14 protein-coding genes are annotated in these 15,629 nt (G+C 66.4%); 12 read left to right on the top strand and 2 right to left on the bottom strand.

The window, feature by feature from the left end:
* Together AC5Y42_RS10435 and AC5Y42_RS10440 are read left to right on the top strand one after the other, a co-directional pair.
* Entirely contained in the window at positions 1–1,167 is a 1,167-nt protein-coding gene (locus tag AC5Y42_RS10435; RefSeq protein WP_499897885.1) for a PPE family protein, read from the top strand.
* 54 nt (positions 1,168–1,221) lie between these two features.
* Complete coding sequence (locus AC5Y42_RS10440; RefSeq protein WP_499897887.1) at positions 1,222–3,264, top strand: NAD(+) synthase; 2,043 nt, start codon at positions 1,222–1,224, stop codon at positions 3,262–3,264.
* 118 nt (positions 3,265–3,382) lie between these two features.
* On the opposite strand, the gene AC5Y42_RS10445 is transcribed toward AC5Y42_RS10440, so the two are convergent.
* Positions 3,383–4,195 carry an enoyl-CoA hydratase/isomerase family protein gene (locus tag AC5Y42_RS10445; RefSeq protein ID WP_499897889.1) on the bottom strand — a complete coding sequence of 271 codons (813 nt, stop codon included), beginning with the start codon at positions 4,193–4,195 and terminating at the stop codon, positions 3,383–3,385.
* Between the two features lie 3 nt (positions 4,196–4,198).
* Positions 4,199–5,059 carry a ribokinase gene (locus tag AC5Y42_RS10450; protein ID WP_499897891.1) on the bottom strand — a complete coding sequence of 287 codons (861 nt, stop codon included), beginning with the start codon at positions 5,057–5,059 and terminating at the stop codon, positions 4,199–4,201.
* Between the two features lie 108 nt (positions 5,060–5,167).
* Here AC5Y42_RS10450 and AC5Y42_RS10455 point away from each other — a divergent pair, with 108 nt between their 5' ends.
* Genes AC5Y42_RS10455 through AC5Y42_RS10500 form a run of 10 tightly spaced genes read left to right on the top strand, consistent with a single transcriptional unit; the run spans position 5,168 to position 15,609 of the window.
* Positions 5,168–7,345, top strand: coding sequence for an adenylate/guanylate cyclase domain-containing protein (locus tag AC5Y42_RS10455; RefSeq protein WP_499897892.1), 2,178 nt, complete (start codon positions 5,168–5,170; stop codon positions 7,343–7,345).
* Complete coding sequence (locus AC5Y42_RS10460) at positions 7,342–8,730, top strand: mechanosensitive ion channel domain-containing protein (RefSeq protein WP_499897893.1); 1,389 nt, start codon at positions 7,342–7,344, stop codon at positions 8,728–8,730. The genes AC5Y42_RS10455 and AC5Y42_RS10460 overlap by 4 nt, the downstream gene beginning before the upstream one ends.
* Positions 8,731–8,770: 40 nt before the next feature.
* Positions 8,771–10,018 carry a glutamate-5-semialdehyde dehydrogenase gene (locus tag AC5Y42_RS10465; RefSeq protein ID WP_499897895.1) on the top strand — a complete coding sequence of 416 codons (1,248 nt, stop codon included), beginning with the start codon at positions 8,771–8,773 and terminating at the stop codon, positions 10,016–10,018.
* 11 nt (positions 10,019–10,029) lie between these two features.
* Positions 10,030–10,905, top strand: coding sequence for an AAA family ATPase (locus AC5Y42_RS10470; RefSeq protein ID WP_499897896.1), 876 nt, complete (start codon positions 10,030–10,032; stop codon positions 10,903–10,905).
* Positions 10,902–12,350, top strand: a complete 1,449-nt coding sequence (locus AC5Y42_RS10475) for a vWA domain-containing protein (RefSeq protein WP_499898126.1) — start codon at positions 10,902–10,904, stop codon at positions 12,348–12,350. The genes AC5Y42_RS10470 and AC5Y42_RS10475 overlap by 4 nt, the downstream gene beginning before the upstream one ends.
* Before the next feature lie 58 nt (positions 12,351–12,408).
* A complete protein-coding gene (gene nadD / locus AC5Y42_RS10480) occupies positions 12,409–13,035 on the top strand; it encodes a nicotinate-nucleotide adenylyltransferase (protein ID WP_499897897.1) in 627 nt (208 codons plus the stop codon).
* Positions 13,032–13,400, top strand: a complete 369-nt coding sequence (gene rsfS / locus AC5Y42_RS10485) for a ribosome silencing factor (protein WP_499897899.1) — start codon at positions 13,032–13,034, stop codon at positions 13,398–13,400. The genes nadD and rsfS overlap by 4 nt, the downstream gene beginning before the upstream one ends.
* Positions 13,397–14,047 (top strand): glucosyl-3-phosphoglycerate phosphatase, encoded by a 651-nt coding sequence (gene gpgP, locus AC5Y42_RS10490; RefSeq protein ID WP_499897900.1) that lies wholly within the window; start codon positions 13,397–13,399, stop codon positions 14,045–14,047. Before rsfS ends, gpgP begins: the two co-directional genes overlap by 4 nt.
* The gene (gene octT / locus AC5Y42_RS10495; RefSeq protein ID WP_499897901.1) at positions 14,037–14,771 is read left to right on the top strand and encodes a diglucosylglycerate octanoyltransferase; all 735 of its coding nucleotides are present in this window, start codon (positions 14,037–14,039) and stop codon (positions 14,769–14,771) included. The genes gpgP and octT overlap by 11 nt, the downstream gene beginning before the upstream one ends.
* Positions 14,772–14,775: 4 nt before the next feature.
* Positions 14,776–15,609, top strand: a complete 834-nt coding sequence (locus AC5Y42_RS10500; RefSeq protein WP_499897902.1) for a DegV family protein — start codon at positions 14,776–14,778, stop codon at positions 15,607–15,609.
* Positions 15,610–15,629 lie beyond the last annotated feature (20 nt).

Here is a 15,629-nt window from a genome sequence, read left to right on the forward strand (position 1 = left end):
GTGGACTTCGGGGCGCTGCCGCCCGAGGTCAACTCGGCCAGAATGTATGCCGGTCCCGGGGCTGGGCCGATGATGGCGAATGCGTCGGCCTGGGACGCACTGGCCGCGCAGCTGGACTCCTATGCCGCCGGCTACTCCTCAGCGATCTCGGAGCTGACCGGCCAGAGTTGGTCGGGCGGTACCTCGGATGCGATGGCCGGGGCAGCCGCACCGTTTGTGGCCTGGCTGACGACGACGGCGGCACAGGCTGAGCAGGCAGCCGGGCAGGCTCGCGCGGCGGCGGCCGCCTATGAAATCGCATTCGCCGCCACGGTTCCCCCGATGGTGGTCGCGGCGAACCGCACTCAGCTGGCGACGCTGGTCGCCACGAATTTCTTCGGGCAGAACACGCCGGCGATTGCGGCCACCGAGGCTGCCTACGCCGAAATGTGGGCGCAGGATGCCGCCGCCATGTACGGCTATGCCGCCGCATCGTTGGCAGCGAGTGTGCTGACCCCGTTCAGCGAGCCGCCGCAGACCACGAACCCCGCCGGGCAGTCCGCCCAAGCCGCCGCGGTCGTTCACGCCGTCGGCACCGCAACCGCCGAGCAGGCGCAGACGACGCTGCCCCAGCTGCAAAGCCTGGCATCCGGCGCGTCCGTGAACGCGTCCGCGGGCGTGGCGTCAAGCCCGATCGTGACAGCCTTCAGCACGTTCAATACCCTCGCCGGGCCAATAACTCCGCTCTGGCAGGTCACCTACTCGGTGTTTTCCGCGGGAAACTATGGGGTAGGGCTTCGTTTGCTCGAACTGCAAGCGGCCAAGGCTGCCGGCAAAGGTGCTGCTCCCGCCGTCACGGCCGCGGCCACGGCACCGGCGACTGGAGCAGTCCGCGGTGAGGTGCTCGCCGGCATGAACACCGCCGATCGAGTGGGCAAATTGTCGGTTCCGCAGGGCTGGGCCACGGCAACTCCGGCGGCCGTCGCTGAGCCGCTGGGCGCGACGGGCACGGCATTTCGGGCGCTACCGGCGTGGGCGGCAAACCCGCCGATGGGCACGTCGGGCGGGACACTGCCGCCGGGTGTTCTTGGGCCGATGGCCAACACCGCCGAGCGTCGCACCGGCAACGCCGTGTTCCGGATGAGAGACCGACGCTACAAAATTCCTCGTCCTGCCGTCGGCGGCTAGTCCCGCGCCCCGCTGATGCGGCGCCGAGGCTGGCCAGGGGACAATATGAAGGCAATGGACTTCTACAACATTTACCGCCAGGGGTTCTTCCGCGTTGCCGCGTGCACCCATCACACGGCGATCGCCGACCCGGCGGCCAACGCGGACTCGGTACTGCGGATCGCCCGTGAGTGCCACGACGACGGTGTCGGGCTGGCCGTCTTCCCGGAGTTGGCGCTGTCGGGCTACTCCATCGAGGACATCCTGCTGCAAGACGTCCTGCTCGATGCGGTCGAGATCGCCGTGCTCGACATCGTGGTGGCCTCCTCCGACCTGTCGCCGGTCCTGGTCGTCGGTGCGCCGCTGCGCAACCGGCACCGGATCTACAACACCGCTGTTGTCATCCATCGCGGGGTCGTGCTCGGTGTGGTGCCCAAGTCGTACCTGCCCACCTATCGGGAGTTCTACGAGCAGCGGCAGATCGCAGCCGGAGACGCCGAGCGCGGCACCGTCTGGATCGGCGACATGCAGGCCCCGTTCGGCCCCGACTTGTTGTTCGCGGCATCTGATGTGCCCGACTTCGTGCTGCACGTCGAAATCTGTGAGGACATGTTCGTGCCGGTTCCGCCGAGCGCCGAGGCTGCCCTGGCGGGCGCGACGGTGCTGGCCAACCTGTCCGGCAGCCCGATCACGATCGGTCGCGCCGAGGACCGCTGCCTGCTGGCCCGCTCGGCATCGTCGCGGTGTCTGGCCGCGTACGTGTATGCCGCTGCCGGAGAAGGGGAGTCGACGACCGACCTGGCCTGGGACGGCCAGACCATGATCTGGGAGAACGGAGTGCTGCTCGCTGAATCTGAGCGGTTCCCCAAAGGTGAACGTCGGTCGGTCGCCGACCTCGACATCGAGCTGCTGCGCTCCGAGCGGCTGCGGATGGGCACGTTCGACGACAACCGGCGCCACCATCGCGATTCGGCCGAGTCGTTCCGGCGCGTCGAGTTCCGGCTGGATCCACCAATTGGCGATCTCGGACTGCGACGTGCGGTCGAGCGGTTTCCGTTCGTGCCGTCCGATCCCAACCGGTTGGAGCAGGATTGCTATGAGGCCTACAACATCCAGGTCGCCGGGCTTGAGCAACGCCTGCGGGCGCTGGACTATCCGAAGATCGTCATCGGCATCTCCGGCGGGCTGGACTCGACGCATGCGCTGATCGTCGCCGCACGAGCGATGGATCGGGAAAACCGGCCGCGCAGCGACATTCTGGCCTTCACGCTGCCGGGCTTTGCCACCGGGGATCGCACCAAGGGCAACGCGGTCAGGTTGTCGCGGGCCCTGGGCGTCACATTCGAAGAGATCGACATCAGCGACACCGCCCAACTCATGCTCACCAACATGGATCATCCGTTCGCGCACGGGGAAAAGGTCTACGACGTCACGTTCGAGAACGTTCAGGCCGGCCTGCGCACCGACTACCTGTTTCGGCTGGCCAATCAGCGCGGCGGCATCGTGCTGGGCACCGGTGACCTGTCGGAGCTGGCGCTGGGCTGGTCGACTTATGGTGTCGGTGACCAGATGTCGCACTACAACGTCAACGGCGGCGTGCCGAAAACGTTGATCCAGCACCTGATTCGCTGGGTAATTTCGTCCGACCAGTTCGACGAAGAGGTATGTGAGACCCTGCAGTCGGTGCTCGACACCGAAATCACGCCGGAATTAGTGCCTTCGGGCGAGGACGAGGAAATTCAGAGCAGCGAAGCGAAGGTCGGACCGTATGCGTTGCAGGACTTTTCGCTGTTCCACATCCTTCGCTTCGGGTTCCGCCCGTCGAAGATCGCCTTCCTTGCATCGCATGCTTGGAGTGATCCCGACTGCGGCAGCTGGCCGCCGGGTTTCCCGGAGAACAAGCGGCCCTCTTACTCACTGAGCGAGATCCGGCACTGGCTGCAGGTTTTCGTGGAACGGTTCTACTCGTTCAGCCAGTTCAAGCGCTCGGCTCTGCCCAACGGGCCCAAGGTTTCCCATGGCGGTTCGCTGTCACCGCGTGGGGACTGGCGAGCGCCGTCGGACATGTCCGCGCGGGCCTGGCTCGAGGAGATCGAGCGCGAGATACCGGAGGACTAGGGCCGCTCGTGTGTCGAGTGTGAAACCTTGGTGTTGAGTGTGAACGTAGGGCGCAGATCAGGCCAAAGTCCCACCCTGGATACACACTCAACGCCAAGGATTCACAGTCGAGGTTGTCTCACAGTCTGCCGTCTACCCGCAGTTCGGGGTGCACCCAGTTCGGTGACCGCCGCTCGCGGAATGCCACAAAGCCCTCGACGGCCTCGGGCCCTTCGATGCTGGTCTCCATACCGATTCGGTCGTAGAGCCCGAGGTAGTTGTCTAGGCTGGCCTTGACGACCCGCCGCGCGGCGGGCGCCGTACGACACGCTTGTCCGAGCACTTCGCGCGCGGCGTCCATCAACTCGTCGTGCGGAACCATCCGCGCGACCATGCCCCACTCGACGGCCTCCGCCGCGGACAAGGTGCGCCCGGTCAGCATCAGGTCGCGAGTACGGATTGGTCCGACGACGCGCGCCAGCATTTGGCTGTAATACGTGTCGGCGATGCCGCGGTAGAGCTCCGGGACGCGGAACGTCGCGCGGTCGCTGACCACCGCGACGTCGCTGCACATCGCGATCTGCAGCCCGCCGCCTTGACACAGCCCGTTGACCGCCGACACCACCGGCTTGGCGGACTTGCGCAGCGTGTCGAACGGCGTGATATCCAGCGACAGCGCTGAGCCCCACTGCATCCAGTTGTCGTCGCCGCCACCGCCGAGATCACCGCCTGGGGCGAACACGTCGCCGGTGCCGGTGATCAGCAGGCCCGCCAGGTCGGCGTCGGCGTTGACGTGGGTGATCGCATAACGGATGCCGAAGTACATCGCCGGCGTCATCGCGTTGCGCGCCTCGGGGCGGTCGAGCGTGACGACTCCGAACGGGCCCTCGCGGGTGAACTTCAGAAACTTCGTTCCCAGCCAGTCGCCGTCGGGCGGGCGTGGTGGTGACATGGATTACCCTCCTTCGATGTTTGCGACGACGTCATCGATAGCTTCGCCCAGCGGTGCGCAGTCGCCGGCACCGGGCACCAGCGTCGCGAGCGCCCCGGCCGCACACGCCCGCCGCAACGCATAGTCGCGGCCAGTGGCCCAAGCTGCGGCCAGTACGCCGGCGAACACATCACCGGCCCCGGCGGTGTCGACGACCTCCACCGCAGGCGCCGCAACCGTGATGTCGTCGCCGTCTCCGCGGTAGCTGGCGCCGGAGGCGCCCCGGGTGACCACCCGATGCGTCACCGGCCACACCCACCGCTCGTCTTCGGACTCGTTGACGATCAACACGTCGGTGAGCTCGGCCAGCTCACTCAGATCGGTGGCGGGCGGTGACGCGTTGACCATGACGATCGCGCCGACTGCGCGTGCTTCTCGGGCGGCTGCAATCGCGGTGGCGACCGGAATTTCCAGCTGCACCAACACCACGTCGCAGTCGTCGACAACAGCCCGGAAGCCGTCCGGGTCCAGCGTCAGGCGCCCGTTGGCGCCTGGCGCGACGACGATCGCGTTCTCGCCGGCGCCGTCCACCATCACCACCGCGGATCCACTGGGACCCGCCACCGCGAGCAGTCCGCCGGTGTCCACGCCGTTGTCGGCGAGATGCGCGCGCAATTGCGCGGCCGCCGCGTCTTCGCCCACCGCGCCGACGAACCGCACCCGGGCACCGGCGCGCGCCGCCCCTACCGCCTGATTGGCGCCCTTGCCACCGGGCGTCGACCGGGCTGACGTTGCCAACACGGTTTCGCCCGGTCGCGGCAGTGAATCGACGTCGAACACGGTGTCCAGATTCACGCTGCCGACCACGCACACTCGGGTTGTCATTCGGCCGACGTTATGGAGTCGCACGCGGATGCACAACGAGGTGCACGCCGTCGCGTTAGTCTGCTGCGTGACCCGTCTCTCTTAGCTGCACGAGCGGAAGGAAGCCGATTGACATCGCGGCAGCCGGCAGAACCGGACGGGGAACATGCCCCGACCATGAAGGGGCGACGTCGCCTGCGGCTGCTGTCCCGGGTAAGCATCCAGTCCAAGCTGATGGTGATGCTGTTGGTATCGGGTATCGCGTCGGTGGGAATCATCGCGATCATCGAATACGGAGCCGGCCGTAGCGCGTTACGCGAAGCGGCGTCGGACCGGCTGATCGAGTTGCGCGCGTCGCAGAAGCGGGCGATCGAGACGCTGTTCGCCGACCTGACGAACTCGCTGGTCATCTACAGCCGCGACTTCACTGCGGTCGACGCGGTGCAGGCGTTTGCCACGGGATTCGATCAGCTTGACAACGCGCCGATCGATCCCGGGCAGCAGCAGGCGCTCGCCAACTACTACAACCAGGAACTCATCACGCCGATCAAGCAGACGACTGGCGATGAACTCGATCTCGACGCGCTGTTACCGAAGTCGAACGCGCAGAAGTATCTTCAGGCCCACTACACGGCCCCGTTCACGTCGAACGCTGACTCGAGGATAGTCGACGACGCCGGCGACGGCAGCGCTTGGTCGGCCGCCAATGCCCGATTCAACGGCTTCTTCCGGGAAATCGTCGCCCGCTTTGAATATCGGGATGCCCTGCTGTTGGACACCCGGGGCAATGTCGTCTACACCGTCAACAAAGGGCCCGACCTGGGCACCAATATCCTGGCCGGGCCCTACCGTGAATCCAACTTGCGTGACGCATACAAAAAAGTGCTGGGCGCCAACGCTATTGACTTCGTCTGGATCACCGACTTCCAGCCGTATCAGCCGCAACGCGGCGCACCCACCGCGTGGTTGGTCTCACCGATCGGCACCGACGGCCGGGTGGACGGGGTGATGGCGCTGCCCTTACCGACCTCGAAAATCAACAAGATCATGACCGCCAACAAGCGCTGGGCGGCGGCCGGTGTCGGCAAGACCACCGAGACCTATCTGGCTGGCCTCGACAATTTGATGCGATCCGATTCCCGGCTTTTTTTAGAAGACCCAAAGCAATACGAACACGACGCGATCGCCGCTGGCACCCCGCCTGATGTGGTGAACCAAGCGATCCGGTTAGGCGGCACCACGCTGGTGCAACCGGTGCTGACCGCGGGCCTTCGCGAGGCTCAACGCGGGCAGACCGGCGTCATGGCCGGCACCGGCTACCTTGGCGAGAGGGAGTTGCAGGCTTACGCGCCGCTGAACGTGCCGGACTCGGACCTGCACTGGTCGATCTTGGCTACCAGAGACAATTCCGAGGCATTCGCCAAGATTGAATCGTTCACCAAAACACTCGTGTTGGCCACCACCACAATCATTTTCGCGATCTGCGTGGCAGCGATCCTGCTGGCCCAGATGTTCGTCAGGCCGATCCGCCGGCTGGAGTCCGGCGCACAACGGATCAGCGCCGGGGACTACGGCGGCGCAATCCCCATTACGTCTCGAGACGAAATCGGAGACCTGACCGCGGCTTTCAACGACATGAGCCGCAACCTGCAAACCAAGGAAGAGTTGCTCAACGAGCAACGCAAAGAGAACGACCGCCTGTTGCGGTCGTTGATGCCGGAGCCGGTCGTGCAGCGCTACCGCGAAGGCGAGCAGACCATTGCCGAGGAGCATTCCGACGTCAGCGTGATCTTCGCCGACATCATCGGACTCGATGAAATGTCCGGCCACCTGTCCGGCACCGAGCTGGTGGGAGTTGTCGACGACCTGGTTCGGCAACTCGACTCGGCTGCGGAAACCTTTGGCGTCGAACGTATCCGCACCCTGCACAACGGGTACCTGGCCAGCTGTGGGGTGAACACCCCGCGACTGGACAATGTGAACCGAAGTGTCGACTTCGCGCTGGAAATGCAGCGCATCATTGATCGGTTCAACAGCCAAACCGGTAGCGAGCTTGCCCTTCGGGCCGGCATCAACACCGGCAAGGTGGTAAGCGGGCTGGTGGGCCGGTCGACGGTCGTCTACGACATGTGGGGCGCGGCGGTGAACTTGGCCTACCAGATGCACAGCGGCTCACCGCAGCCCGGTATCTACGTCACGGCGCACGTCCACGACGTGATGGGCGACGTGCACCAGTTCACGCCGGCCGGCACCATCTCGGTCGGCGGATCCGAGCAACCCATCTGGCGACTGTCGGAGCGGCAATGAGCGTCTTCGAGTTGCCGTGGTTCTACTGGGCGGTCGGCGTCGCGATCGGACTGCCGGTCGGACTCATCGTGCTCACCGAATGGCATCACGTACTCGTGCGCCGGCAAAGCTATCTCGCCAGACCGGTCAACCTGCTGCGCAACTATCTACTTCCATTGGGCGCGCTGTTGGTGCTGCTGGTCGGGGCTGCGCAGGTGCCTGGGCAGTACACCTCGGTGCGCAGCCTCGCGACGGTATTCGGCTTTCTCGTGCTCGTGCTGCTGCTTTCTGGCCTGGACGCGACCGTGTTCCAGTCCGCGCCGCAGGGATCGTGGCGAAAGCGCGTGCCGACGATCTTCCTCGACGTCGCCCGCCTGCTGCTGATCGGTGTGGGGCTGGCACTGATCTCCTCCTATGTCTGGGGTGTGCGGATCGGCGGGCTGTTCACTGCGCTGGGGGTGACGTCGGTCGTCATCGGCCTGATGTTGCAGAACTCGGTGGGCCAGATCGTCTCCGGCTTGTTCATGTTGTTCGAGCAGCCGTTCCGGATCGGTGACTGGCTGGACACGCCGACCGCCCGGGGCCGCATCGTCGAAGTGAACTGGCGAGCCGTCCACATCGAAACCGGCCGCGGCACGCAGATCATGCCCAACTCGGTGTTGGCCGGCACATCGTTTACCAACCTGAGCCGGCCGCCCGGCGAGCACACCCTGACCATCACGACCACGTTTTCGTCGGCCGACCCGCCCGATCGGGTGTGCGCCCTGTTGTCCCGCACCGCGACCGCGCTGCCGCAACTCAAAACCGATGCCGTGCCCGCCTCGGTGGCGCGCGGCGGCGGCGAATACGGAACGACGGTCGGTCTCACCTCGCCCGTCGACGACGGCGCCGCGCAGGCCACCTTTCTCCGCTGGATCTGGTATGCGGCCCGACGCGAGGGCTTGCACTTGGACGACGCCGACGACGACTTCTCCAGCACCGAACGCGTCGAGAAGGCGCTGCGATTGGTGGTGGCCCCAGCCCTGCGGTTGAGCGTCACCGACCAGCAGGCACTGGTGTCGCACGCCAAGATCGTCCGCTACGGCGCCGACGAGATCGTCGAGTATGCCGGCCAAGTCCCGGTCGGCATGACGTTCCTGGTCGCCGGCAGGCTCCGGATGACCGCGATGACCGAAGGCGGTTCAGTGCTTCCGGTCGGCACTCTGGACGAGGGATCTTTTCTGGGCTTGACCGCGCTGACCCGTCAACCCAATCTTGCCGACGTGTACGCGCTGGGCGAGGTGACCGCGCTGGAGATCGGTCGAGAACACATCGAGGAGCTGGTCATGCGCAAACCGCTGCTGTTGCAGGACTTCGGCCGCATCATCGACGAGCGGCGCGGCAAGGTCCAGCAGCTGACTAGGTAGCCGTGTCGTCGCGCCGCCGAACGCCCGATACCCTGGGGGAATGAGTCTGCAAGCACCGTCGCGCGCTGACTTACGTCAACAGGTGCACGACGCCGCGCGCCGCGCCCGGGTTGCGGCCCGCACCCTCGCCTCGTTGCCGACTGTCGTCAAAGACCACGCGCTGCTCGCCGCGGCCGATGCGATCGTGGCCCATGTCGACCAGGTGCTGGGGGCCAACGCCGATGACCTGAACGCCGCGCGTGCCGCCGGCACGCCGACTGCGCTCCTCGATCGGCTGGCGCTGAACCCGCAGCGCATCGACGGAATCGCCGAGGGTCTGCGCCAGGTCGCCGGTCTGCCCGATCCGGTCGGCGAGGTGTTGCGCGGCTACACCTTGCCCAACGGGTTGATGCTGCGCCAGCAGCGGGTTCCGCTCGGCGTGGTCGGCATGGTGTACGAGGGCCGCCCCAACGTCACCGTCGACGCCTTCGGTTTAGCGCTCAAATCCGGCAACGCCGCACTGCTGCGCGGTAGCTCGTCGGCGGCGAACTCCAACCAGGCGCTGGTCTCGGTGTTACGGGCCGCCCTGGTCCACGAAGACCTGCCCGCCGATGCGGTCCAGCTGCTCGACAGTTCCGACCGCTCGACCGTCACCCACCTGATCCAGGCCCGCGGCCTGGTCGACGTGGTGATCCCGCGCGGCGGAGCGGGCTTGATCGACGCGGTGGTCCGTGACGCGCAAGTCCCCACCATCGAGACCGGCGTCGGCAACTGTCACGTCTACGTCGACGGCGGCGCCGACCTCGACGTCGCCGAACAGGTGCTGCTGAACTCCAAGACGCGGCGGCCCAGCGTGTGCAACGCCGCCGAGACGCTGCTGGTCGACACCGCCATTGCCGGGCAGGCGCTGCCCCGGCTGGTGGGGGCGTTGCAAGACGCCGGAGTGACCGTGCACCTGGACGCCGACGAGGACGACTTGCGCCGCGAGTACCTGGCCATGGACATCGCGGTGGCGGTGGTCGACGGGGTTGACGCCGCGATCGATCACATCAATGAATACGGCACCGGACATACCGAGGCGATCGTGACCACCAATATGGCTGCCGCCCAGCGCTTTACCGAAGGAATCGATGCGGCTGCGGTGATGGTGAACGCGTCGACGGCGTTCACCGACGGTGAGCAGTTCGGTTTCGGCGCCGAGATCGGCATCTCCACCCAGAAGCTGCACGCTCGCGGCCCGATGGGGCTGCCGGAGTTGACCTCGACCAAGTGGATCGTCTGGGGAGACGGCCACACCCGTGTCCCCTAGGAGAAACCCCAGTGACTGTTCCCGCGCGGCCCATCCCGCTGTTCGCCGATATCGATGACGTCGGCCGGCGGCTGGCCGAGACCGGCTATCTGCCCGACACTGCCACCGCGACCGCCGTCTTCCTGGCCGACCGGCTCGGCAAACCGTTGCTGGTCGAAGGACCCGCCGGGGTCGGCAAAACTGAGTTGGCCCGCGCCGTCGCGCAGGCCACCGGGTCCGGGCTGGTGCGTTTGCAGTGCTACGAGGGGGTGGACGAGGCCCGCGCGCTTTACGAGTGGAACCACGCCAAGCAGATCCTGCGGATTCAGGCCGGCTCCGATGACTGGGACCAGACCAAGACCGACGTGTTCAGCGAGGAGTTTTTGCTGACCCGTCCGCTGCTGACCGCGATCAGGCGCACCGAGCCGACGGTTCTGCTGGTCGACGAAACCGACAAGGCTGACATCGAAATCGAGGGCCTGCTGCTGGAGGTGTTGAGCGACTTCGCGGTCACCGTCCCGGAGCTGGGGACAATCACCGCCGAGCGGGCGCCGTTCGTGGTGTTGACTTCCAACGCCACCAGGGAGCTGTCCGAGGCGCTCAAGCGTCGCTGCCTGTTTTTGCACATCGACTTCCCGAGCCCGGAGTTGGAGCGGCGCATCCTGCTGTCCCGGGTTCCCGAACTGCCCGGGCACCTTGCCGACGAGTTGGTGCGGATCATCGGTGTGCTGCGCGGCATGCAGCTGAAAAAGCTGCCGTCGGTGGCCGAGACGATCGATTGGGGGCGCACGCTTTTGGCGTTGGGTCTGGACACCATCGACGACGCCACCATCGCGGCCACGCTGGGCGTTGTGCTCAAGCACCAGTCCGACCAGCACCGCGCGTCGGGCGAGTTGCGGCTCAACTGATGGCCCGCCGCGTTCGCCCCAGTCGGCCGCTGGCCCCGCACGGGCTGCCCGGCCATCTGGTGGAGTTCGTGGAAGCGCTTCGGGGGCAGGGTATTTCGGTCGGACCATCGGAGACGGTGGACGCCGGTCGGGTGATGACGGCGTTGGGACTGGGTGACCGGGAGGTGTTGCGCGAGGGAATCGCCTGTGCGGTGCTGCGCCGCCCCGACCATCGGGAAACGTACGACGCCATGTTCGATTTGTGGTGGCCGTCGGCGCTGGGCGCGCGGGCGGTGGTGGCCGAAGATGCGTCTGACGACGGCGATCCGGACATCCAACTGCTTGCCGAAGACGTCGAAGCGATGCGGCAGATGCTACTGGATCTGTTGGGCGAGAACACCGATCTCGCCGACATGGACGAGCGGCTGGTGGCGATGATCGCCCAAATCGTCGAAGCCTACGGCAAATACAGCTCCAGTCGCGGTCCGTCCTACTCGTCGTATCAGGCGCTCAAGGCGATGGCGTTGGACCAGTTGGAGGGCCGGTTGCTGGCCGGCTTGCTGGCGCCCTACGGCGACGAGCCCACCCCATCGCAAGAGCAGATCGCCAAAGCACTTGCCGCGCAGAGGATCACCCAACTGCGCAAGATGGTCGACGCGGAGACTAAACGCCGCACGGCCGAGCAGCTGGGCCGCGACCACGTCCAGATGTACGGCATCCCGCAGCTGTCCGAGAACGTCGAGTTCCTGCGGGCCTCGGGTGACCAGTTGCGCCAGATGCGCCGGGTGGTGGCGCCGCTGGCGCGGACGCTGGCCACCCGGCTGGCGGCCCGTCGACGCCGCGCCCGCGCGGGGTCGATCGACCTGCGCAAGACGCTGCGCAAGTCGATGTCGACCGGCGGCGTGCCGATCGACGTGGTGCTGCGTAAACCGCGGCCGGCCCGGCCCGAATTGGTGGTGCTCTGCGATGTTTCCGGTTCGGTCGCCGGGTTCAGCCATTTCACGCTGTTGCTGGTAAATGCTCTGCGCCAACAGTTTTCCCGGGTCCGGGTCTTCGCGTTCATCGACACCACTGACGAGGTGACGCACCTGTTCGGTCCCGACGCCGATTTGGCGGTGGCGATTCAGCGGATCACCCGCGAGGCCGGCGTCTACACCCGCGACGGGCACTCGGACTACGGCAATGCGTTCGTGTCGTTCACCGAGCAGTTCCACAACGTGCTCTCGCCGCGCAGTTCGCTGCTGGTGCTCGGCGACGGCCGCACGAATTACCGCGATCCGGCCACCGACGTGCTGGCGCACATGGTGACCGCCAGCCGCCACGCACACTGGCTCAACCCCGAGCCCAAGCATCTGTGGGGCAGCGGCGATTCGGCGGTGCCGCGATACGAAGAGGTCATCACCATGCACGAATGCCGCTCGGCCAAACAGCTGGCTGCGGTGATCGACCAGTTGCTACCGGTGTGACACCTTTGCCGCGAGCGCACGCTCGCGCGAGGGTGGGGCTCCAGTAAGCTGGCAAACCGTGCAAAAGCGCCGCCGCAGGCTGGGAGTCATGGGTGGGACATTCGATCCCATCCACAACGGCCACCTGGTCGCGGCCAGCGAAGTTGCCTACCTGTTCGATCTCGACGAAGTGGTGTTCGTGCCGACGGGCCAGCCCTGGCAGAAGAGTCGACAGGTGAGCGCCGGCGAAGACCGCTACCTGATGACAGTCATCGCCACCGCGGCCAATCCCCGCTTCTCGGTGAGCCGCGTCGACATCGACCGCGGCGGGCTGACCTATACCAAGGACACGTTGCGGGATTTGCACACGCTCAATCCCGACTCCGACCTGTTTTTCATCACCGGGGCCGATGCGCTCGCGTCGATCCTGTCCTGGCAGGACTTGGAGGAACTGTTCGCGATAGCGCGGTTCGTCGGAGTCAGCCGACCCGGTTACGAGCTGGCCGGCGAACATCTCACCGACGTCCTTGACGGGCTGCCGGACGACGCGCTGAGCCTGGTCGAAATCCCGGCACTGGCGATCTCGTCCACCGACTGCCGCCGGCGCGCGCAGGAGTCCCGGCCGCTCTGGTATCTGATGCCCGACGGCGTCGTGCAGTACATCTCCAAACGCGAGCTCTACCGCAAACCCCAGGACCAGTCATGACTGCCGGCCAAGAAGCCATCGACATGGCCACGGTGGCCGCCGGCGCGGCCGCCTCGAAGCTCGCCGACGACGTCGTCGTCATCGACGTCTCCGGCCAGCTGGTCATTACCGACTGCTTCGTGATCGCCTCGGCGTCCAACGAGCGACAGGTCAACGCCATCGTCGACGAGGTCGAGGAGAAGATGCGACGGGCGGGCTACAAGCCGGCGCGTCGCGAGGGCACCCGCGAAGGCCGCTGGACCTTACTGGACTACATCGACATTGTCGTGCACATCCAGCACCAGGACGAGCGTGACTTCTATTCACTGGACCGGCTGTGGCGGGACTGCCCGTTGATCACCGTGGACTTGGAGAGCACGCCGTGAGCGTGCGCCGGCTGGTCATGCTGCGGCACGGGCAAACCGAGTTCAACGCCGACACCCGGATGCAGGGCCAGCTGGACACCGAACTGAGTGAACTCGGCTGCGCTCAGGCTCTCGCCGCGGCCGAGGCGTTGGGCAAACGCCAGCCGCTGCTGATCGTGTCGTCGGATCTGCGGCGCGCCTACGACACCGCGACGGCATTGGGGGAGCAGACCGGTCTGCCACTGCGCGCCGACAATCGATTACGGGAAACCCATCTCGGCGACTGGCAGGGCATGACCCACGCCGAGATCGACGAGATCGCGCCAGGAGCCAGATTGGCGTGGCGCGGAGACGCTTCCTGGGCGCCGCACGGCGGGGAAAGCAGAGTCGACGTCGCCGCGCGCAGTATGCCGCTGGTGGCCGAATTGGTAACCGGTGAACCGGAATGGGGCGTCGACGAGCGTCCGGTGGTACTGGTCACCCACGGCGGTTTGATCGCCGCTCTGACGGCAGCATTGCTGGGGCTGCCGATTGCCAACTGGCCGGCGTTGGGTGGGATGGGCAACGCCAGCTGGACGCAACTGTCTGGCCACTCGAGCGAAGACGGCATCAGCTGGCGCCTTGACGTGTGGAACGCTTCGGCACAGGTCGCGGGCGATGTCCTCTGAGCCCGGTCCGGTATTGCTGATCTTCGCCGATTCGCTGGCCTATTACGGACCGACCGGCGGTCTACCGGCCGACGACCCCCGTATTTGGCCCAATATCGTTGCGGCACAAATCGGGTGGGACATCGAGCTGATCGGCCGCATCGGCTGGACCTGCCGAGACGTCTGGTGGGCGGCCACCCAGGATCCGCGGTCCTGGGCGGCGCTGCCCCGCGCGGGCGCAGTCATCTTCGCCACCGGCGGGATGGATTCGCTGCCGTCGCCGCTGCCGACCGCGCTGCGCGAGCTCATCCGCTATGTGCGCCCGCCGTGGCTGCGACGTTGGGTCCGCGACGGCTACGGCTGGCTGCAGCCGCGGCTATCCCCGATATCACGAGCCGCGCTGCCGCCGCGCCTCAGCGCCGACTACCTCGAACTGACTCGCAGCGCAATTGATTTCAATCGACCCGGCATCCCGATCGTGGCGTCGCTGCCGTCGGTGCACATCGCAGAGACGTACGGCAAGGCCCACCACGGCCGGGCAGGCACCGTCGCCGCGATCACCGAATGGGCCCAGCAGCACCACATTCCGCTGGTCGACTTGAAGGCTGCTGTGGCCGAACACATCATGACCGGGCACGGCAACCCCGACGGCATCCACTGGAATTTCGAAGCTCACCAGGCGGTCGCCGAACTGATGCTCAAAGCGCTGGCCGAGGCTGGCATCTCAGGCGAGAAGCCGCGCTAAGCCGATGGCGGTCGTAGTGGTTACCGACTCGTCGGCGCGGCTTCCCGACGACGTCCGCGAAAAGTGGGCGATCCGCCAAGTGCCGCTGCACATTCTGTTCGACAATGCCGATTTGCGCGACGGCGTCGACGAGGTGCCCGACGACATTCACCTCCACGGCGGGGCAACCACGGCCGCAGCCACCCCCGCCGAATTGTCCGAGGCATACCAGCAGGCACTTGCCGATAGTGGTGGCGACGGCGTAGTGGCAGTACACCTTTCGGCGGCGCTGTCTGGAACCGTCGGCGCCGCCGAAGCCACCGCAGCAGGCCTGGGCGACGTTGTAAGGGTCGTCGATTCGAAGTCCACCGCGATGAACACCGGTTTCGTCGCATTGGCCGCGGCCCGAAGCGCCGCCGACGGCGCCGACCTGGACACCGTTGCGCAGGCCGCTGCTGCGGCGGTGCACCGCAATCACGGATTCATCGTCGTGCACCGATTGGACAACCTGCGCCGTAGCGGGCGCATCGGCGGTGCTGCCGCCTGGTTGGGAACCGCACTGTCTCTCAAGCCGCTGTTGCGCATTGACGACGGCAAACTGGTTCTGGCCCAACGGGTTCGCACCGCCAGCAAAGCGGTGGCGACCATGATCGACCGAGTCTGCGCGGTAGTCGGGGAGCACTCCGCAGCCATCGCCGTGCACCATGTCGCCAACCCCGACGGCGCCGCCGAGGTGGCCGCGGCACTAGCCGAGCGGCTGCCGTCCTGTGAACCGGCGATCGTGACCGATCTCGGACCGGTCCTGGCGCTGCACGTCGGCGCCGGCGCGCTGGCAGTGTGCGTCGAGGTCAGCGAATAGGGTTCGCGAGCGTAACGTCA

It is taken from the genome of Mycobacterium sp. NGS48 (genome assembly GCF_059812585.1).